Origin of the sequence: Fervidibacillus halotolerans, assembly GCF_026547205.1 — a bacterium.
GTDB lineage: Bacteria > Bacillota > Bacilli > Bacillales > Caldibacillaceae > Fervidibacillus > Fervidibacillus halotolerans.
Genome location: NZ_CP106877.1, coordinates 520,173 through 541,262, shown reverse-complemented (window position 1 = coordinate 541,262; position 21,090 = coordinate 520,173). Strand labels below are relative to the sequence as shown.

Below are 21,090 nucleotides of genomic sequence, written 5' to 3'. Positions count from 1 at the left end.
AAGGGACACAATCCGTTTCGAAAACATTGTACCATACAATGTTTGACAAAGAAATGGGCTTGGTTTTGTAGTAAAACAGTATTGATTTTATATATTTGTTATAATACAATATGTATAACTCGATCTATTCAACAAAGGGGGATTCGTAAGAAAATGATCACTGGAATTGTAGAGTTTTTTGAAAATTTACCACCGAAATTATGTTCCAATTGTGGGAAACCAATTGAAGAACAGCATGAATGTTACGGAAACACTTGTTTTACTTGTATCGGTTTGAAGGATTTGGATTAATCCTTTCGAATGTCTGTCTCCTGATTTAAGCCCCAGTCGGCGATTGAACGAACTGGGGCACATTCCTAGTCTAGGTTTCTAGTTATTCATTTCACGTATATAAATTTTAGGGACTGTCCGATCAGTCCCTAAATTGATGAAAGAGAAGGTTGCAACGACCCCATCGGGTACAGCATGAGTCAAAGGCCCCGCAGATGGGCTTGCAAGTGGAAAAGGCTAAGCCGTACCTCCGGAAAGCGCCACTATCGAAATGAAATCAATCGTATTTTATTTTCAAAGAAAAAGGCTGTTCTTTTGACAGCCCCTTTACAAACGTTTCTTCTTCACCGTTTTTAAAACGACGTCAGCAAGTGCTTCAATAAACAGTTGATCGTCATTCGGCATTTTTGGACGATAATAACGAACCCCTAGCTCATCTGTCACTTGTCGACATTCGATATCGTTGTCATATAACACTTCCAAATGATCAGCCACAAAACCAACTGGACAATAAATAAAGGACGTGTATCCATGTTTTTCAAATAAATCCCGCGTTAAATCTTGCACATCCGGTCCTAGCCATGGTTCGGGTGTGTTTCCTGCACTTTGCCATCCGATTGCATAATTTTCCACACCTGCCCCTTCCGCAATCAATTTCGCCGTTTCCTCCAATTGTTCCGGATACGGATCCTTCGCCTGTAATATCCGTTCTGGTAAACTGTGGGCGGAAAATATAACAACCGAACGTTTTCGTTCATCCTCCTCCATCGTTTGAAATATATGTTTCAATTGGTCAATCCAATAATTTATAAATTTCGGTTCATCGTACCATTTTTCAACCGAAGAAATTTGTAAGTTTCCTAGTTTTTCAGCTTCTTTTTTTGCCCGCTCATTATAACTTTTAATACTGAAGGTAGAATAATGGGGGGCTAATACGATGCTTACGGCCTCTTTTATTCCTTCCTTATACATCTTCTGTACAGCATCTTCGATAAAAGGATGGATATGTTTTAAGCCGATAAATAATTGAAATTCATATTCCTCCTGTTTGCTATTTAAATGGGCGACTAATTTTTCCGCTTGATTGTTTGTGATTTTCGCTAAAGGTGAAATACCGCCGATGGCTTTATACCGCTCTTTTAAATCTTGTAGTTCTTCATCCGTAGGTCTCCTTCCATGACGGATATGGGTAAAGTACGGTTCAATATCTTTCTCATTGTAAGGTGTACCGTATGCCATAACGAGTAGTCCGAGTCTCCTTCTCATTTTTCTCCACCCCTTTTATTTCTTCTTTTAATTTCTATTGTAATGATGAACATACTCCGTTAATCGCTTTAACGTTTCTGGTTGAACCTCTGGAAAAACCCCGTGGCCGAGATTAAAGATAAAACCGTTTTTTTCCGTTCCTTGATCTAAGATTTCCTTCACTTTCCTTTCAAGTACATCCCAAGGAGCTAACAAGAGAGCCGGATCCAAATTTCCTTGCACCGCTTTATCCACTCCTAAAGAACGCGCTTTTTTAATGGGCATCCGCCAATCGAGTCCAATAACATCAATTGGAAGCTCATTCCATTGTTGAACCAAGTGGCTTGCACCTACACCGAATAAAATCATCGGAACCTTTTCATCGACCAACTCATCGAAAATTCGTTTCATAACAGGTTGGATATAATCGGTATAATCTTCGGAATTTAATGCCCCGACCCAAGAGTCAAAAATTTGAATCGCATGTACCCCCGCTTTGATTTGTGCTTTCACGTATGTAACGGTCATATCCGCCAATTTATCCATTAATAGGAACCAGGCATCTTTTTCACCGTACATAAACGCTTTCGTTTTCGTATAATTTTTTGAAGGACCCCCTTCAATTAAATAGCTGGCAAGAGTAAAAGGGGCACCTGCAAATCCGATGAGCGGTACGTTCAACTGTTCTTTCGTCAAAAGGCGAATCGTCTCAAGCACATACGGAATTTGTTCTTCTGGAAATAAAGTACCAAGTCTTTCCACATCCGCTTTCGAACGGATTGGTTCATCAATGATCGGACCCTTTTTCGGCTCAATATGTACTTTGATTCCCATGGCAGAAAGAGGGGTCATAATGTCCTTATACAAGATCGCTGCATCAACGCCGTACTGTTCCACAGGAAGTCTCGTTACATACGCACAAAGTTCGGGATTATGGGTGATTTCAAATAGAGAATACTTTTCTTTCAGTTTTCGATATTCCTTTTGGGAGCGTCCCGCTTGTCGCATATACCAAACAGGAACATACGATGTTTTCTCTCTCCTTACCGCTTTTAAAAATGTATCATTGAAGGATGTCATACGGTTTCAGCCCCTTTTTATACTCTTATTTAAAAAGAATTATTATTAAATGAAAATTATTTTCGTAATAATCGATTTTAATATAACGCGAAAAGAAATAAATGTACAGTTTACGTTGAAAAACTTCACAAATTCGTCATTTTCTTATATTTTTAAAATGAGAATGATGTTAAAAATTTGAATCAACCGTGAATCGAATTTGAAATTAATAAAAAATACCCTCTCAAATTATAGCATTCCCTCGGAAAATTCAAAATGAAATCGCTTGAAAGGCAGGTACAACGATGAAAAAAGTATATATTACGACAGGCACAAGCAGTTATTTACAAAGGATTGAGAAAAAATTCCCAGATATTCCTTTGTTATTTTTGCAAAATGTGGAACACGCCCTTTTATTTCATGAAACTTATGGGAAATCGATTTTCAAATTACCGAGGATATATGAAATCATTGAAGAAGCCGGTTTTCTTCCTTCGAAAGGATTTGCCACCTTTTATTATCTTCCCGTGCTAGAAGAGGAAAGACCCGCATTTGAACATGCGATAAAAAAACTGGGGAAAACATTCAAGGGATCAACCGGATTTATCGCCTATCGAATTTTACGTCCAGTAAAAGGGGATCTATATGCTGTTTTTTCTTGTTGGGACAAGGAATCATCCTTTAAAATATGGAAAAAACATCAGTATTTAAGTGCCATTTGGACATCGAAAAATGTTGAAATCAGTAAGTCGATGAACTACCCAAATCCAACGTACTACAAAGGGTATCAAATCGGTCATGATGAAGAAAAATAACTTTTTTATTCATATTGAAAAGCCACTTCTGCTTTCCATCTTTTATTAATGAAGAAAAACATGTAATTTGATCGTTTTCTTTTTCCCTTCTTTCATTACCTTTCGTTAAAAAAGAACGATTACTTCATCTTTCAATCAATGCCAAAAATGCAAAGGTGGAAAATTGGCATTGTTTTTTGCTGAAAAATTTTCCCATTAGATATAAAAGAGGAAAAATTATAAATAGATTTGTCATTTAAACAATTCCCAATCATGATATAATGTTTGAAACGAATAAAGGGGGAAAGGAAATGGATAAATTTTATCGGGCTTTAGACAACTATTTTAACGATATGGTTCAGATGCGCCGTTACTTGCATATGCATCCTGAATTGTCCTTTCAAGAATACAATACGGCAAAGTATATCGCCAACTTTTATAAAAATATCGGGATAGACGTACGGACAAATGTGGGGGGAAATGGGGTCGTTGCAAAAATTAAAGGGGCGAAACCGGGGAAAACCGTTGCACTTCGAGCTGACTTCGATGCATTACCGATTCAAGATGAAAAGGATGTGCCGTACAAATCGACCGTACCCGGTGTAATGCATGCTTGTGGTCACGACGGTCATACCGCAACCCTATTACATGTGGCAAAAGTTTTATTTGAACATAAAGAAGAACTTTCCGGAGAATATATTATGATTCATCAACACGCGGAAGAATATGCCCCCGGTGGTGCCAAATCGATGATCGAAGATGGTTGTTTAGAAAATGTGGACGTCATTTTCGGAACCCATTTATGGGCGACAGAACCGACGGGAAAAATCCTTTACCGCTCGGGACCGGTTATGGCTGCTGCCGACCGATTCAAAATTACGATTCTCGGCAAAGGGGGACATGGTGCCCACCCAAATATGACGAAAGATGCGATTGTAACGGCTGCCCAACTCGTCGTCCAATTGCAACAAATCGTTAGTCGTCGGGTCGACCCCCTCGAATCAGCTGTCGTTTCCATCGGTCGTTTTTCTGCAGAAAATGCGTTTAACGTTATTGCCGATAAAGCAGAATTGGAAGGAACAGTACGTACGTTTAGCGAAGAGGTTAGAAGTCAAATCGAAAAGGAAATCGAACAAGTGACAAAAGGGGTCGTTCTTACCAATGGAAGTTCCTATGAATATGAATTTTCCCGGGGATATCCGGCAGTTGTCAACCATGAAGAAGAGACGAAGTTTTTAGCCGATATTGCCAAGGATGTACCAGGGGTTGAGGAAGTAGTAGAAACAGCCCCTTCCATGGGAGGGGAAGATTTCGCCTATTATTTACAACATGTTAAAGGAACCTTCTTTTTCACCGGTGCAAAACCGATAAAAGAGGAGAACGCATTCCCCCATCATCATCCGAAATTTGATATTGACGAAAGGGCGATGTTAATTGCAGCGAAGACGTTACTTCGAGCCAGTTTACAATATCAGGAAGTTTCGAAAAGACGTGGAGATGAAAAAATAACGGTTTAACCCCTCTCGTTTCTTTTAAAAAATGGGGAACCTGTCCATTACCTTATTCAGCAATGGAAAAAAGGGAGACCAAACCAAAACGATCGGTCTCCCCTTTTTATGAACGCCAGTTTTTGATCCGATTTTTCGTATAGATAAATATAAATAAATAAAGAAACAATATTAAACACCCGAACAATACAAAGGCTTCAGTCCATTCTCCTAACAGTAGCAATAAAAGGATAAAGAGAATCATTTGAACCGATAAAGTTCGTGCAAGAAGATTCAAAAAGGCCCGTTCCTTGTCCTTTTCATTGACAGGATAAAGGGATATCCAAAGAATCGACCGATGGTGCATCCATAATCCCCATAATTGAAAACCAGTCAAATACATAAATAAAACCGCTAAAAATATACGGAAATAAGCCCCCTCCGTTTCAAAAAGAAGGATAGCCCCAATGATCGTTAATCTCATAAATAATCCGAAATAATCCCCACTTCTAAAAAATGTTCGGTTCAGTAAATAGACGTATGTTTGATTCGGAGAAAAACGAACATTTTTCAAAAGAAGATCTAACCATCTCCGGCGCTTTACTTGATTTCGCAGTTGAGGAACATCCGTAAATAAATTGGCTATACGATAAAATGTTCCCATTCGTCTTTCTTCATTTGTAACAAGTCTTTCCCACGGCAACGGTTTTGTACGATTTTTCATGAAAAAATAAACACCATATGCGATAAAAATAAACGATGTGATACCGACAAAGGGAAACTCACTTGTTAAATAAAAATAAACGATGAAACCATTAAAAAGGATGCGGAATAACAAATCGACGATAACTGACAATCGATCTGTTTCAAAATCAACATACCATCGAATAAACAAATTAACTAATTTTAAAATAAGAATGACGAAAGTGAAAAGGAAAAATTTTTTGCTATCCCCTTCAGTTTGAAAAAAAATAGGTGCCAAAATAAGCAAACTAAGACCGGATATGTACCAATGCCAAAGGATCGTCAAAAGAGCAGAACGGCGCAAGTACCCGTGTAATTTCGTTTCCAAAGGAAGTAAAAAAACTTTGTCCGCTTGTTTAAAAAAGGTGATGATATTTCCATAGGCTAATAAAACGCCGAAAACGATAGAGAAAAGAATGGCCGTTGGAAATTGGGGTGACAGCGTATGAACCCAATTTTGGTAATAATATGCTCCACCACCAACTCCAATGATGATGACGAATAAAAGGTGATCATTGAACATATATCGACTGTAGCGGAAAAGTTCACGGAATCGCTCACCTGAACGTTTTACCCATAATTTTTCACGATTCATGGTCTGAACCATCCTTTGTTATTTGAATATACATTTCATCCAAACTCGCCCTTTCCATATGTAAGGAATCCCTTAACTCATCAAGGGTTCCTTGGGCTTTTATTTCCCCATTGTGGAGGATGACAAACCGATCACAATATTTTTCTGCAGTCGCCAATATATGGGTGGACATGAGAATTCCCGAACCCTCTTCCTTCCGATTTTTCAATAGATCGAGTAAACTTTGAATCGCCAATGGGTCCAAACCGACAAAGGGTTCATCGATAATCAGTAACTCCGGCTCTACTAATAAAGCAGCCATAATCATCACCTTTTGTTTCATTCCCTTGGAAAAATGAGATGGAAACCATTTTAATCGTTTTTCCATTCGGAACTCTTTTAATAGGAATTCGAGACGTTTTTTATACGTTTCCTTGTCTAAACCGTAGGCCATCGCCGTCAATTCCAAATGTTCTTGAAGGGTCAACTCCTCGTATAAGACAGGGGTTTCCGGGATAAAGGAAAATTGTTTTCGGTATTCGTTTCGATTCGAATCAATGGTCAGTCCATTAATTTTAATCGTTCCTTTTTTCGGTTGCATTAACCCGATAATATGTTTGATTGTCGTACTTTTTCCCGCCCCATTTAATCCAATTAAAGCAACGATTTCCCCTCGATTAACTGAAAAACGAATGTCTTTTAACACGTTTTTTTTCGTGTAACCACCTGTTAATGAATCGATTTCCAATAATTTCATTGTTCAATCTCCCCGCAACATTTTTTCCACGTACTAAATTTTAGTTTATCAAAAAACGAAAAAAAGAAGAACGTTTTACAATTTTTTTGTATATTGTCGAAAAAAACGGGTAACTTAATTAGCGAAGGGAAATCCAGTGTAGGGACAATGATGAAGTTCACTTACTTGTTTAGGTCGAATGTTTGCATTCGGTTTTACCACTCTCAAATTCATTTTACGAAACGTGAACAAATCCTTTTCGGAAATGATTGAGGTCGAATGCACGATCGTTCTTTTTAAAACTTGTAAGTCCCTTCTCCCATTTCCCTTCACAAGGAGCGAGGTCAATATAGACCTTGCTCTTTTTTTCTACATGGTAATTATGATTAAACTTCATTTTCATCCGTCGATCATCCCCCCTTTTCCCATTCGCGTCGCCACCCATTTATGGTAAAATAAAGGAAAATCATTTGAAGGGGTTGAAAATATGAGCGATTGTGTTTTTTGTAAAATTGTAAAAGGAGAGCTCCCATCTGCAAAAGTGTATGAAGATGAACATGTACTCGCTTTTCTTGATATTAGCCAAGTTACGAAGGGACATACATTGGTCATTCCAAAAGTACATCAACCAAACCTTTATGAATTAACACCGGAAGCAGCTACCCATGTATTTTCTGCCGTTCCAAAAATCGCAAATGCCATCAAAGATGCATACAATCCAATCGGTTTGAACTTACTAAACAATAATGGGGAGCACGCCGGTCAAAGTGTGTTCCATTTCCATGTCCACATCATTCCGAGATACGGAGAAAATGACGGATTCGGTGCAATCTGGAAAACCCATACAAGCGAGTACAGTTCGGAAGATTTACAATCGATTGCAAAAACGATTGGGAAACACCTATAGCATCGGGTGATCATTAATAATTTATCTATATTTTCGCAAAATATTGCTTCCAAAAAAATCGTTCTTATGCTATACTAAAAAATAACTTTCCCGCTTTTGGTCCGCGGACACAAAAGGGGTAGTTGAGAAGAGATTAGTTCAGAAGAGGAGAGGTAAAATTGAAAACGAAAAATTTAGTCCTTATGTCGTTATTTGTCGGAATTGGTGCAGTGCTTCATATGGTTGTTCCATCGGGGGGAATGAAGCCGGATTTTAGTTTAATTATGCTTTTTCTAGGGATCCTCCTATTCCCCGATAAAAGGAGTGTTTTAATCCTTGGCATTGCAACCGGAATCGTTTCTGGTTTAACGACTAGTTTTCCAGGAGGTCAAATCCCAAATATCATCGATAAATTTTTGACATCCTTTATCTTCTTTGGTTTATACACCTTGGTTAAAAAGGGACAATCGGTGTTTAAAAACACAGTTTTAACAGCAATCGGTACTTTAATATCAGGCACGATCTTTTTAACATCTGCCCTTTTCATTGGTGAGTTACCTGCATCGTTCTTATTTTTATTCAGTGCTTTTGTGCTTCCTGCTACAGCTGTTAATTCGATCGTCATGTTCGTATTATATCCGATTATTCTTTCGATTGCGAAACGGACAAAAATGATTGAATTCGCGTAATTTTCTCATAAAAAATAAAGAGAACTTAATCGACGGATTGAGTTCTCTTTTTTTAGCGAATCCCCCTACATTTTCTTATCGATCCTTTCCCCACATCCTATTCTTCGATATGAAAAAAATTTTTTGAAATAAAGAGGATTTTTACCTTTTTTGTAGAATAAGAAACTAATACAAAGTATAATCCCTTGGTACAAAATTTGTGCAAACAGTTCCCCGCTAGAAATCGCAATATTTTTTATTTTACCATCTTTATTTATATTTGATATATTATATTTGTAAGCCTTTTGGAAAATAGTTTTCCCCTAAAATAATTTAAGCGCATTTTTTACAGTAATAAAGTGGATTTCCTTTACAAACTGATCACTATTTCCAATGGCAGATGATTCGTCGCAAGTTCGAAAAGCTATTTCCTTTGTGAATGAAAAAGATTCCTAATCTTGGCCAACATCCAATATATATTAAAAAAGTAGGTGATTATATGGAAAAAAATATTTCGAAATTGGAAGCTTTAATTTTCAGTCAAAAAATTTTCCAATTGGGTAAAGCCCTTTGGAAATCAATTGAAAAAGATTGGCAACAATGGATCAAACCATACGATTTGAATATTAATGAACATCATATTTTATGGATAGCCTATCATTTGGATGGTGCATCTATTTCTGACGTGGCAAAATTTGGAGTCATGCATGTTTCCACAGCGTTTAATTTTTCGAAAAAGTTGGAAGAGAAGGGATATTTAACCTTTTCCAAAAAAGTTGAAGATAAACGAAATACGTACATTCGTCTGACAGAAAAGGGAGAAAAACTCGTTTTGGAGTTGCTAGAAAATTACGATCTTTCCAACCAAACGGTCTTATTAGGTGCAAAGCCTTTAAAGGAAATTTACGGGAAGTACCCGGATATTTTAGAATTGATGGCTATCGTTCGAAATATTTACGGCGATGATTTTATGGAAATATTCCAAAAATCCTTCGACCACCTTGAACAAGTTTTTAAAGAGGATCATCATAAGGGAGATGAAGACATAGAGGATGAAAGCCGAGAAGAAGTCGTCTAATCTTCAACGTATTTATAAAACTCCTTCATTAAATCGAGATAAACCTTTTCTTTTATACATGCAATGACCGTTTCCTTTGCATCCAACTTTGAATTTAATTTCGATGTGAATTCTTGAAATAGCGGATGAAAGTATAGAAATCCTTCCGCTTTTTGTTCTTCCATTTTATTGTTCATGTACTCACATAGATTATGAAATGCTTTTACCTCTTCCTCATCTAAATTTTTTTCAATAATTAACTTCGTAAATGGTGCCTGTTCCCCTTTGATTAATTGTAATAACAAACGTTGATGATATTCTAACCGTTGAATCCGTTTCAATAACTCGTCATTCATATTCATTCCCCCATTTCTGCAGCCACTATTGTACCATTTTTTCCTCTTTAATACATTCTTTACAGGATCTTCTTTTCCTGCTCAAAAAAATTGTCATTTTTATTCCTTTATTGACAAAATCCTTTATTTTTTCTTTACCCGTTGATTTTTTTTCATTTTCGTCGTACATTAGGTTAAGATTTAATTATTTCACTAATGTTTCAAAAAATATTGGTTTCATAAAACGAATACCGTGACTGGAATCATTGAATGAATTTGATGGATTGGAGACGAAAAAGGTGATGCTCCTTCCATCAGGGATAATGGTATGTGTGGAGAAAAAACGAAATTGAAAAAGGATGGAATGGAGTATGCATTGCTGGAAAACGGTGAAAATTGATCAGTTGTACGGTGACTGGCAATTGCTAGGATTTTCCCTTATTACCGTATTGATCTCTTTTACTTTATTATTTCTTCCGTTATCTTTTTTATTAGATATTCAAAATATCCGTGACGATAATTTCTTAATTTTTCTAACTTTGTTGCTCGCCCTTTATCCGCTCCATAAAGTGGTACATTTGATTACATTATATTTGTTGAAAGCAAAAGTCGTATTGTTGCGAAAAAAATTATACCGTTGGCGAATTCTAGTCACAGAGCCGATGAAAAAAGAAAAGTATATGGTCGCTCTTTTAATGCCTTTTTTTCTTTTAAATAGTGTATTATTGATCTTTTTGTTCATATTCCCGAATTATTTTCACTACATCTCGTTTTTGCTCGCCTCCCATATCGGCGTATGCGTACCTGATTTTATTTATTTAAAAAGTATGATAAAATCTCCGGTTAATTGTTTAATCGAAGAAAGTGATGATGGATATGAAATTTTAAGAAATTGACGCTGATGGAACGTTAGACTGGGGGGATTGTATTGACTTTTATGTTTATAATCATTGCCGCATTGAGCATTTATTATATGAATAAATTGATGGATGAATTTTGTAACCAACGGGAAATATCTGGGAAACAGGAAAGAACAATCTTTCGTGTGGCAAATGGAACGACGGTCATTTGGCTTTTCACCACGTATATTGAAGTGATGTTCTTTTAATCAGTCGCCACCTTGACGATCCCTTTTTACAAAAGGATGTTTGACATCTTTTACGTACGAAGAATGGAAAACATAGTTTGGCTTCTGTATAACAATCATAATTGTAAACAAGTGCCTTATTGAAACTGGAGTGTAATTTCCATTTTATTCCAAAATAATTTTAGCCGTAAGGGCAATGTTTAGGATTCGTAAAGGAAGCTTCAGGCTGAACATACACTTTATCATTTGTATCTGTTTCGTTCCTTCGATTTCGTTAATCGATCATCTTTTCGTTCCAAAAAAGCTTTTTCTCTTATCGACTTTTATGTTATAGTGTATCTTGTAGAAAATTTTGACTGACGAAGAATTAAATTTAATAGGAGTTGTTAATCGAAAATGAAGAAAAAACTTTTACTTACCATTACTTTAGCCGCTGGCGTTTTCGCACTATCCGCATGTAACAATGGTGATGTCATCGTTGAATCAAAAGCAGGGGATATAACGAAGGAAGAATTTTATGAAGTATTAAAAGACCGTTATGGAGAAGCAACCCTTCAAGAATTAGTCTATAAAAAAGTTCTTTCCGATAAGTATGAAGTAACCGATGAAGAAATCGAAGAATATTTAGTGAATTTTTTGAAATCGTACTATGGTGAAGATAGTTATGAAACCGTATTGGAACAATTAAAAGCCAATACTGATCAATACAATTCCATGATTCAATCGGCCGAACTTGGTCTACTTCAAGAAAAAGCTGCGATGGATGGAATGGAAGTCTCAGAGGAAGAATTAAAACAACAATATAATTATGAAACGAAAACAGTGACAGCCCGTCATATCCTTGTTAATGATGAAGAAACAGCACAGGAAGTATTAGATAAGCTTAATAACGGGGAAAAATTTGAAGACTTGGCAAAAGAATATTCACAAGATACGGCTTCTGCAGAAAACGGAGGCGACCTCGGAGTTTTAGATCCAGCAAACCTCGTGTCCGAATTTAAAGCAGCCGCCTTCGAATTAAAAGAAGGAGAAATTTCCGAACCGATTGAAACCGAATATGGATTCCACATCATTCAAGCTACGAAAGTGGAACAAAAAGAAGATGTTCAATCGTACGAAGATATGAAAAAGGAATTAATCGAAAAGGTGAAACAATCGAAACTAACAAACGATGTCGTCCAAGGAGCGCTTGATAAATTAGTCGATAACGCCGATATTAAAATTAACGATTCCGACTTCAAAGATTTATTTAAACAAGAGTAAAATAGATGAACGCATTGAAAAAGGGGTTCCGGACAAATAACCGGTTCCCCTTTTCTCCTCTTTTCCACCCTTTAGGATGTGTCTGAGGATAATTTTTTTCTTCGCTCCCGTTCCTTTTTTATCCGCTCCAAATACACTTCCCCTTCCTTCTCTGCTAGTTTTCTTTCCATTTCCCGCTCTTCTTTATTCGTTCGTATCGTCATATATGCACTAAAAAAAATGCCCACAATTACTAACCAAAGCCAAAATGGAAAATCCATTCCCTTTCCTCCTTTACTATGTTTAAAATTCAGGTAGGTTGTCCTACTTCTTTCTACTACCATCCTATTCACTTTATGTTTTCATATGACATCGGAAAGGGAATTTGAATCCAATAAACGTTCATCCTACAAAGAACTTTTCTTTACTAGGCATTTTGTATGATTTTATTTTCACATCTTAGAATAGTTCGTTTCCGATACGCATCCCTATCCTTCAATTACGGACCAGATCGATTGTAAAAAGGAGATCTTCTCCCGCCTGTACATTTTTCATATCATGAATAGCCAAATTAATCTCCATTTGATCATGATTGGATACAATAACAGGGGGAATCGTGTTTTTCCCTTGTAAATGGATGAAATGAAAATCTACTTCGATTAGCTGATCCCCTGTTTTTACATGATCTCCTACATTTACAAACGAATGGAAACCTTCACCCTTTAATTCAACAGAAAAATTTCCTCACCTCTTTTTTTCATCCAATGTTTTAAAAAGCTTCAACTTCCTTTCATACTTCCCATTCTTTCTACAAGAGTATAGGATCTTTTGGACATAAAAAATCCCCCATAAGCAGCCAGTTTTTTAAAATCTGACTCCTTATAGGGGAGCATATTTGTTGTAGTGCGAGTGCTAATTTTTACGAATCAAGTTTCGGTTTATAAAATGAGCGATTGTCAAGGGCAAAAATTCGTTCTGTAAATTCTCCCGGTTTCGTTTTTTCAAGGGCCCGATTGATCATATTGATTTTTGCATCCAAATTATCGATATAATGGAGCACTTCCGCTTCCAAAATCATCGGGGGTTTCGGACTCCCCCATTCGGATTTTCCGTGATGGCTCAACACGATATGTTGCAAGATTAGCACTTCTTCCCCCTGAATGTTCAATTCCTCTGCCGCTTTTGCAATTTCGTTCACCATAATTGTAATATGTCCTAATAGTTTTCCTTCCGTCGTATAGGAGGTGGCAATCGGTCCCGACAATTCAATGACTTTACCTAAATCGTGAAGGATAATTCCAGCATAAAGGAAATCTTTATTGATGGAAGGATAGAGATTGACAATTGCCTTAGCTAAATCCAACATCGAGACGACGTGATATGCAAGTCCCGAATAAAACTCATGATGATTTTTCGTCGCTGCCGGATATTCTAAAAGATCCCTTTCATATTTTTTCACGAGATAACGGGTAAGACGTTGGATATTCGGATTTTCCATTTCAAAAATATACTCGGTAATTTTATTAAACATCACATCTTTTTCTAAAGGTGCCTTTTCAATTAAATCCTCGATTTGCAAATTTTCCTTCGGAGATGCTGGGCGAATTTTTCGTATACGTAATTGCAGTTTTCCTCGATAATTTTGAATATCTCCACTAATTTTAACGATCGTTTGTTCAACGTACGTTTTTTCAATTTCTTCGGTAACATCCCATAATTTCGCTTCAATTTCCCCGCTTTTATCTTGGAGGATTAATGTTAAAAAAGGCTTTCCGTTACTGGCAATGCCTTTCGTACTACTTTTTATTAATAAAAACTGTTCGACCTGTTCCCCAGCTTCCATAAAACTAATTCCTTTTTTCATAGAAACCTCCTATTAAGCATGTATAATTTTCCTTCTCCCACGAAGGAGATTAGGGAAGGTGAATAATCGCTTCTTGATTAAAAAATGAAAGTAATGATTTGTGACATGTAAAAAAGAAAATTTGTTGCTCCTTCGCCAAATCCTTCAATACGAGCATCATTTGTTTCAATCGCCGTTCATCAAAATGGACGAAACCGTCATCGATCAAAAGTGGATATTTTTTTCGTTCGTTTAACGTTTTAGCTAGGGCAAAACGAATGCTAACGTACAATTGTTCACCCGTTGCTTGACTTAATTCGTCGGGAGAAAAAATCAACCCGTCCGCACGCTGAACGTATAATACATCTTTTTTTCGATCCAAATGGATTGTTGAATAGCTGCCTTCTGTTAATATTCGAAAATATTCGGAAGCCTTTTGAAGGATTTTTGGAAGTTTTTCAGCTTTATATTTTTCCATACTTTGACGTAAACAATAGTAGGCTGTTGCATACACGGACCAAGCTTTTGCCATTTCTGCAAACTCATATTTTGCTTGATGGAATTTTTGCAACAAATCCGAATAAATGCCACCTTGTTCGATTTGTAAAATTTCATAATTGATGGAGGCCCGTTGTTGTTCTAGCCGATCGATCTCACTTTTTAATTCCTTTTTCTTTTCTTCCATCTCTAAAAATGCACTTTCCGTAAAAGGCTTCGAAAGCGGTTGTAGAGATTCAACGGAAATGCCCGATATTTCAATTTGTTTTTCAATTAATTGGATTTTCTCCAAATAATGAGCACGCCTTTTTGCTTTTTCTTCCATTGCTAAAAACGAATCGGCTGAATCCGAGTTTGCTTCTTTAAATAATTGTGCTTCTTTTTCATCGATCAATCGGAGTTCTTCCTTTAGGCTATTTAATTCTTTGTTCAATTCTTCCTTTTGATCGACCAATTCCTTTCTTTTTCGATATTGTTCTTTTACAGCAGCCATTTTCTGTTTTAAGTATAACACTCTTTCATGGTAGGATGTGCCCTGGATGGACATTTGTTTCTTTAATTCTTCGATTTGTTCTTCCCTAGATTCCAACATTTCATCCAGATGTCTTCGTTGTTCTGTTAGTCGCTTTTTTTCCATTTGGATATTTTTTATTTTTTCTAGAAGATCAAAACTTTCCGGAAGATGTTGTTGTGAAATATTCGGCTTTAAATAAAACAGATCTCCTATTTGTTTTAATTCCTTTTCTATACGATTCCAGTCATATTCCCATTTTTCATTAGCAATCGTTATTTGTTCAAATTGATCTTCTAAAAGGCGAACGTTCATTCTCTCCAGTTCAATTCTCTTTTCAATGTCCGAATCCTTTTCCAATAGCATTTTTGCTTGATACGGATCGAATGGATAGGAAGTTTTTTCTTTTAATTTATTTTCAACTTGTTCCAAACGATTTTTTAATGGAAGATTGGACGTCGATTTCCCCTTGGATTCCCTTTTACCCATACCGAAAAAAAAGAGAATCATTATAATAGTTGAAGAGAAAAAGGCGATGGCCATTTCATAATAGTTGAATAAAAGGGATGTGATGGCAAAAACCATCATGAGGAAGATGCCAATCACCTTTGGCATCCGGAAGTTCCCATTTACATTTTGGAAAGGAGTATGTTCAAGTTCATCTAATTGGTTGATGATCCATCTTTTTTCCTTTTCTAATAATTGTCTTTCCCCTTCATTCTCTAAAATACGTTTTAATTTTGTAATTTCTTCATCGGGAAGTTTTTTCTTTACTAAATCGTTTAATTCTCGTTTTTTTTCCTTTAATTTAAACCGAATGATTTCATCCTGTTGATCCAGTTCTTTCCGCTGTTTCTTTAAAAATTCCTTCCGACTCATTAAGTCTAAAATTGTATCTTTAACAGCAAAACTAAGATCGAACCGCTCCACTTCATTAACAGGGCAGCCTAAATCTAATTTCGACGCAAGTTGTTGCTCCTCATCGATCAATTGTTCCAAATCTTGTTCAATCTTCATTTTTTGATCGACAAGGGATTGATAGTTTGGAAGATCTTCAATTAGCCAATTCAACTTCCCTTCATTTTCGATGAATGCATTTTCAATGTTGAGCTGTTTGATTTCTTGATTCAATTGGTTTTTCCGTTCGGTGAAAGATGCGATCCGTTTTTCTACCGATAGTTTCTCCAATTCCAATTGCTCAAATCGCCTTCTTCCGTCCTTCGGAAAACGTACCTCTTTCAATTTTGATAAATCTTGAAGCAATTGTTGTTTTTCCACAAGTAGGGGATACATTCGGTTCCATTCTTTCATTCTAATCAATTGTTCATCGATCTGCTTCAATTGCATACGTAAATCGTAAAGTTTTTTTTCCATTTCATCCCTACTTGTCACCAGTCGGTCATAATGATCAATTTGTTCTTGGCTTCTCTTTAACTGGGTTTCAATTTCCTTTAATTCATTTAGTTTTCGATTAAGTTCCGGTTTTGTACCAGCTTTTTTAAATCGTTTTTCCATTTCTTTTTCAAGGGTATTTTCCAACTCCATCAACTGATCTGTTCCAATCGTACCAGTTGAAAACAAAAATCGATTGAGATTTTCTCCCTTTAATTTATGTACGTTTTGTAACCCATGGATATTAAAAGAATAAATACCTTGAAACAGATGGCGATCGAGTCCACCTAATATTTCCTTTAACAGCTCTTCCCCACCAATTACACCATTTTCCAAGGTTACAGTAACATCACCCGTCGCTCTTCCCTTTACCCGTTCTATACGGGCAATTTGATGGTCATCAAGTTCAATGACCAGCTGCCCACCGTATTTTGAATGACTTTTCGGTTCAAAACGGGATTCTTGACTATTTTTCAATGGAAATCCGAAGAGGATGCTTTGGATAAAGGACAAGATCGTCGATTTTCCCGCTTCATTCGGTCCGTAAATTACTTGTAAGGAGCCGAGATTTTTCAAAGAAAAAAGTTCAAATTTCCCGTATCCATAAATGGTTAATTCTTTTATTTTCAAATGTTACAACCTCCTAAATCAGAACAAGGATCATTTTATGAACGAACAGATATTCTAACCCTTTGTGGAAAAATATCGGGAAAATAGTTGTTGAACTTTTCCCTTTATTTCCATCTCCTCTTCCTTTGTAAAAGGTTGAATATATTTTTTCGCTACTCGATGGGAAAATAAGGGGGCAAGGGGTCGTTCAAAATTGTCCAATTGATGAAGGGATTCGTTCAATTCTCGGAAAAATTCATGATTTTCATTTAAGAAAATGGACATGGAATTTTCATCAGAAAACGAAAGGGAGCGAACCCATACGAATGGAAGTTCCTTCTCTTCCCCTTCCCTCAACAAATCTAACAATTCCTCCGATTCCACAAGTTCGATTAAGGAGGAAGATAGTTGTTTTTTTGAAAGAGAGATATCTAAAATCACAGATTTTTTCTTACGCCTCATTCTTTCCTTCAAGCGGATGAGCCGATTATATAGTTGATCAAACTGTTCGAACGTTTCTTCATCCGTAAGTTCAATCGCATCCCATAAAATCACATTCGTTTCGTGGAACGTAACCGAGGTCCGATATGGATTCATCTCAACAACATAGCAACCCTTTGGACCATCTTCTTTCGGATTTCGACCTTGGATATTTCCTGGATAAACAATATACGGATTTTCATGTAATATTCGAGTTTTGTGAATGTGCCCAAGCGCCCAGTAATCAAAATCTTTGTCCAATAAATCAGTAACTTGGAAAGGTGCATAACGGTAGTGACGATTATCTAAAGAATCATGACCGTGTAAAATTCCGATATGATAGTCTGCCCCATCGACCTTTTCATAACGTTCAACAATCTTTTCATAAACATGTTTACTCGGGTAACTGTATCCATACAAATGAATCTTCCCACCTGTTTTCGTCGTAAAGGGAATCATTTTCGCTTTTGGAGGAAAAATGTGGGTATTCGAAGGCATATTGACTTTTGTCCATTTTCCTCCTAAATGATCGTGGTTCCCGTGAACGATGAAGGCGTGAATCCCCTGCTTTTCCAACCTTTCCAGTTCCTTTTTCAAAAACAATTGCGCCCGTATACTTCGATCTTCCCCATCGTATAAATCGCCTGCAATAATGACAAAATCGACAGAGAACTCAATGGCCAAATCAACGACCTTAGAAAAGGCACGAAAAGTTGATTCCTTCACCTGCTCATATATCTTATTCGGCAATGTGTTCAAACCGACAAATGGACTGTCTAAATGCAAATCTGCACAATGGATAAATTTGATTGTTTCCATAAAAAAACACCTCGTACACAATATGGCGAATACATGTTCTTTTTTATTATACCTTGAATAATTATCGGATACCATTCATAATTTCCTAGGTATGTGAGAAACTTTTCTCGATTGTCCTTACATATCTCGTATTCCAATACGCTTCCTTCGCACAATTTCAGCTACCGCACTTTATTTGCTCTCCTTGACGAAATGGGATTCGTTTCAAAATGCCGTAATTGGATGAGGAAGAGTTGATTTACGTGGAATTCATTCCCCTTTTAAGGTTAGCCATTGAGCCTTCCCGTTCGTTTCTCCTTTTCGGAAATGATCTCGCTCGTTTTTCCCACAGCTCTGTGAATTTCGTACATATATTATCTATACGGATACTTCTTATGAAAAAAGGCAGCCCCCGCTCGTTTATTTCGAGACCGAGAACTGCCCACTTGAAAATTCAATTATCTTTCGCTCTTTGTCAATTGCAACGCTTTTTTAATATTTTTCAATGCACCGGTGTTTCCGTACATTAAAACGCCACCCTTATAGACCCTTGCACCGAATACCGCAAATATCCCAATCGTTAAAATCATTAATACAATACTTAGAATCGGTTCCCAAAGGGGGAGATCCAATAAACCGACACGCAAAAACATGATCATCGGTGTAAAAAACGGTATATATGAAGTGACCGTTATAAATGTAGCATCCGGCATAGTTAGACCATTAACAGCAATAATAAAACCGATAATTATGAGCCACATCATCGGATTTATTACTTGCGACACGTCTTCGATTCGACTCACTAATGATCCGAGGAAAGCAGCCATTGTCGCATAAAGGAGAAAACCTAATAGGAAAAATACGATGGCATAAATAATCGTCGATAGGGGTGTATTTTCAAAACCGAATACGGAGAAAAATCCACCGGTCATATCATTTAAATTTCTTTTGATTGCCACATATCCGACACCGAGCCAAAGGGCAAGTTGGGTCAAACCGACAAAGGCGACACCGATGATTTTTGCAAACATTTGGGTAATCGGTGGAGTGCTCGAAATTAATATTTCCATCACCCGAGAAGACTTTTCTGTAGCTACTTCCATCGCAATCATGTTCGCATACATAATGACGGCGAAGTAAATGACGAAAAGAAGAACGTAGACGAGTCCACGGGCTTGACTTAATTCTTCTTGGGATTTTCCTTGGCTTCCGAGCGCAACCTCATCGAATTGGGCAGGATTGTTTAAAATTTGGAGTTGTTCGCCAGATAATTGTAAATTTTCAGCAGCCACAGACATTTTCAATTGTTGAAGGGCGTTATTTAAATCGGACGGAATGGAAAAATTCGTTAATGATTTTGCTTTATATGTCCCCTTTGGCAACTGATTTTCGTCCAATTGCAAAATGAAATAGCCAAAAATCTCATCATTCAATACTCGTTCCTTTAAATCCTCTTCACTCGCATCCTCACTTGTCAATTTCAAATCTGGATTAATCGTTTGAACGATCTGTTCAAAGGGGGTAAATAGTTTGTTTGTCTCATCGATGACGACAATGACCTTTGCTTCATCCTCTCCTCCTTTGAACAAATCAATGATTTTGTTAAAATTGGCCATAATTAAAATAAGCGCTAGCGTTAAAAGGGTTGTAACAATAAATTGTTTCGAACGAATTTTTGAAATATATGTATGGGATAAAACCGTCCAAAAATTATTCATATTCTGCACCCACTTTCTCAATGAAAATATCGTTCAAGGAAGGCTCGTCCAGTACAAACTTTCTAACAAATCCCTTGCCATGTAGCTCCCTTTGAATCCTTTCGGCAACATCTTCCCCTTCGATTTGTAACATAACTCCTTCCGTCGTCTTTTTCATTTTCACCACACCCGGGTACGATTGAAGGAAGGACAAATCAAAATCCGCATTGATAATAACGTTTTTCCTCCCAAATGAACGTTTAATTTCCTTCAATGATCCTGAAACGACGGTTTTCCCCTTATGAAGAATGCAAAGGGATTCGCATAATTCCTCCACATGTTCCATTCGGTGACTTGAAAAAACGATGGATGTGCCGGCATTTTTCAATTCGGTGACCGCTTCTTTTAATATTTCGACATTGACCGGGTCTAAGCCGGAAAAGGGTTCATCTAAAATTAACAATTTCGGTTTATGAATAACCGCTGCGATAAATTGGATTTTTTGCTGATTTCCTTTTGATAGCTCCTCGACCTTTTTATTTTTGTAATCAGGCACTTTTAATTTTTCTAGCCAATAATCGAGTTCTTTTATCGCATCCTTTTTACTCATTTTTCTCAATCTTGCTAAGTAAATAATTTGGTCTTTTACTTTTAATTTCGGATACAATCCCCGTTCTTCTGGTAAATAGCCGATATAAGGACTTGTTTTGTAACTAATTTTTTCGTTATTCCATGTAACGTTTCCTTCCGTTGCTTCCAATAAGCCGAGAATGATTCGAAATGTCGTCGTTTTTCCCGCTCCGTTTGCACCTAAAAATCCGAACATTTCTTTTTCCGGTATCGTTAATGATAAATTATCAACAGCAGTAAAATCTCCAAATTTCTTTGTTACATGTTCGATTCGTAATGTCATAACCTCTCCTCCTTTACATAAAAATATTACGATTCGCTGGAAAGAAAGTTTCAATTTTTTTAAAATAGCAGGAAATATGCTCTTATCGGCGAATCATTATTTACAGGGTCAATCTTGAATGATCCTTTTCTAAAATAGCAAAAAAATTGTTGAACATGATTTAAT

The 21,090-nt window shown here is 36.7% G+C and carries 20 protein-coding genes and 1 pseudogene; 9 read left to right on the top strand and 12 right to left on the bottom strand.

Going from position 1 to position 21,090, the window contains the following annotated elements; genetic code table 11:
- Positions 1 to 153: 153 nt before the first annotated feature.
- Positions 154 to 291, top strand: a complete 138-nt coding sequence (gene yhfH, locus OE105_RS02530; RefSeq protein ID WP_275421160.1) for a protein YhfH — start codon at positions 154 to 156, stop codon at positions 289 to 291.
- Positions 292 to 597: 306 nt separating this feature from the next.
- On the opposite strand, the gene hemH is transcribed toward yhfH, so the two are convergent.
- Positions 598 to 1,536: a ferrochelatase gene (gene hemH, locus OE105_RS02525; protein ID WP_275421159.1), complete on the bottom strand. Its 939-nt coding sequence runs from the start codon at positions 1,534 to 1,536 to the stop codon at positions 598 to 600.
- 27 nt (positions 1,537 to 1,563) lie between these two features.
- Complete coding sequence (hemE, locus tag OE105_RS02520) at positions 1,564 to 2,595, bottom strand: uroporphyrinogen decarboxylase (protein ID WP_275421158.1); 1,032 nt, start codon at positions 2,593 to 2,595, stop codon at positions 1,564 to 1,566.
- Between the two features lie 284 nt (positions 2,596 to 2,879).
- On the opposite strand from hemE, the gene OE105_RS02515 reads away from it, so the two are divergent.
- Positions 2,880 to 3,389 carry an antibiotic biosynthesis monooxygenase family protein gene (locus tag OE105_RS02515; protein WP_275421157.1) on the top strand — a complete coding sequence of 170 codons (510 nt, stop codon included), beginning with the start codon at positions 2,880 to 2,882 and terminating at the stop codon, positions 3,387 to 3,389.
- A 290-nt stretch (positions 3,390 to 3,679) separates the two neighbouring features.
- Complete coding sequence (locus OE105_RS02510; protein WP_275421155.1) at positions 3,680 to 4,885, top strand: M20 family metallopeptidase; 1,206 nt, start codon at positions 3,680 to 3,682, stop codon at positions 4,883 to 4,885.
- Positions 4,886 to 4,982: 97 nt separating this feature from the next.
- On the opposite strand, the gene OE105_RS02505 is transcribed toward OE105_RS02510, so the two are convergent.
- Together OE105_RS02505 and OE105_RS02500 are read right to left on the bottom strand one after the other, a co-directional pair.
- The gene (locus OE105_RS02505; protein ID WP_275421154.1) at positions 4,983 to 6,194 is read right to left on the bottom strand and encodes an ABC transporter permease; all 1,212 of its coding nucleotides are present in this window, start codon (positions 6,192 to 6,194) and stop codon (positions 4,983 to 4,985) included.
- On the bottom strand, positions 6,184 to 6,930 hold the full coding sequence (locus OE105_RS02500) for an ABC transporter ATP-binding protein (protein ID WP_275421153.1): 747 nt from the start codon (positions 6,928 to 6,930) through the stop codon (positions 6,184 to 6,186). The genes OE105_RS02505 and OE105_RS02500 overlap by 11 nt, the downstream gene beginning before the upstream one ends.
- A 466-nt stretch (positions 6,931 to 7,396) precedes the next feature.
- Between OE105_RS02500 and OE105_RS02495 the strand changes: the two genes are divergently transcribed.
- From OE105_RS02495 to OE105_RS02485, 3 genes are all read left to right on the top strand, one after another.
- Positions 7,397 to 7,816 (top strand): HIT family protein, encoded by a 420-nt coding sequence (locus tag OE105_RS02495; RefSeq protein WP_275421151.1) that lies wholly within the window; start codon positions 7,397 to 7,399, stop codon positions 7,814 to 7,816.
- A 158-nt stretch (positions 7,817 to 7,974) separates the two neighbouring features.
- Positions 7,975 to 8,484, top strand: coding sequence for a tryptophan transporter (locus tag OE105_RS02490; RefSeq protein ID WP_275421150.1), 510 nt, complete (start codon positions 7,975 to 7,977; stop codon positions 8,482 to 8,484).
- A 478-nt stretch (positions 8,485 to 8,962) separates the two neighbouring features.
- Positions 8,963 to 9,541, top strand: a complete 579-nt coding sequence (locus OE105_RS02485) for an HTH-type transcriptional regulator Hpr (RefSeq protein WP_275421149.1) — start codon at positions 8,963 to 8,965, stop codon at positions 9,539 to 9,541.
- Here the strand turns inward: OE105_RS02485 and OE105_RS02480 are convergent.
- Positions 9,538 to 9,876, bottom strand: coding sequence for a DUF1878 family protein (locus OE105_RS02480; RefSeq protein WP_275421148.1), 339 nt, complete (start codon positions 9,874 to 9,876; stop codon positions 9,538 to 9,540). The genes OE105_RS02485 and OE105_RS02480 overlap by 4 nt on opposite strands.
- Positions 9,877 to 10,226: 350 nt before the next feature.
- On the opposite strand from OE105_RS02480, the gene OE105_RS02475 reads away from it, so the two are divergent.
- The 3 genes from OE105_RS02475 to OE105_RS02465 all read left to right on the top strand — a co-directional run bounded on the left by OE105_RS02475 (position 10,227) and on the right by OE105_RS02465 (position 12,205).
- The gene (locus OE105_RS02475) at positions 10,227 to 10,751 is read left to right on the top strand and encodes a DUF3267 domain-containing protein (RefSeq protein WP_275421147.1); all 525 of its coding nucleotides are present in this window, start codon (positions 10,227 to 10,229) and stop codon (positions 10,749 to 10,751) included.
- 32 nt (positions 10,752 to 10,783) lie between these two features.
- Entirely contained in the window at positions 10,784 to 10,963 is a 180-nt protein-coding gene (locus OE105_RS02470) for a hypothetical protein (RefSeq protein WP_275421146.1), read from the top strand.
- A gap of 375 nt (positions 10,964 to 11,338) precedes the next feature.
- Entirely contained in the window at positions 11,339 to 12,205 is an 867-nt protein-coding gene (locus tag OE105_RS02465; RefSeq protein ID WP_275421145.1) for a peptidylprolyl isomerase, read from the top strand.
- A 71-nt stretch (positions 12,206 to 12,276) separates the two neighbouring features.
- Here OE105_RS02465 and OE105_RS02460 read toward each other — a convergent pair whose 3' ends face one another.
- From OE105_RS02460 to OE105_RS02435, 7 genes and pseudogenes are all read right to left on the bottom strand, one after another.
- Positions 12,277 to 12,465, bottom strand: coding sequence for a sporulation YhaL family protein (locus OE105_RS02460; RefSeq protein ID WP_275421144.1), 189 nt, complete (start codon positions 12,463 to 12,465; stop codon positions 12,277 to 12,279).
- 214 nt (positions 12,466 to 12,679) lie between these two features.
- Positions 12,680 to 12,859, bottom strand: a pseudogene (locus OE105_RS13910) (hypothetical protein); the annotation flags it as partial.
- Positions 12,860 to 13,103: 244 nt separating this feature from the next.
- On the bottom strand, positions 13,104 to 14,048 hold the full coding sequence (yhaM, locus tag OE105_RS02455) for a 3'-5' exoribonuclease YhaM (protein ID WP_275421142.1): 945 nt from the start codon (positions 14,046 to 14,048) through the stop codon (positions 13,104 to 13,106).
- A gap of 49 nt (positions 14,049 to 14,097) precedes the next feature.
- On the bottom strand, positions 14,098 to 17,058 hold the full coding sequence (locus OE105_RS02450; RefSeq protein WP_275421140.1) for an ATP-binding protein: 2,961 nt from the start codon (positions 17,056 to 17,058) through the stop codon (positions 14,098 to 14,100).
- A 54-nt stretch (positions 17,059 to 17,112) separates the two neighbouring features.
- Positions 17,113 to 18,336 (bottom strand): metallophosphoesterase family protein, encoded by a 1,224-nt coding sequence (locus OE105_RS02445; RefSeq protein ID WP_275421139.1) that lies wholly within the window; start codon positions 18,334 to 18,336, stop codon positions 17,113 to 17,115.
- Positions 18,337 to 18,773: 437 nt separating this feature from the next.
- Positions 18,774 to 20,033, bottom strand: a complete 1,260-nt coding sequence (locus OE105_RS02440; RefSeq protein ID WP_275421138.1) for an ABC transporter permease — start codon at positions 20,031 to 20,033, stop codon at positions 18,774 to 18,776.
- Positions 20,026 to 20,925 (bottom strand): ABC transporter ATP-binding protein, encoded by a 900-nt coding sequence (locus tag OE105_RS02435; RefSeq protein ID WP_275421137.1) that lies wholly within the window; start codon positions 20,923 to 20,925, stop codon positions 20,026 to 20,028. Before OE105_RS02435 ends, OE105_RS02440 begins: the two co-directional genes overlap by 8 nt.
- Positions 20,926 to 21,090 lie beyond the last annotated feature (165 nt).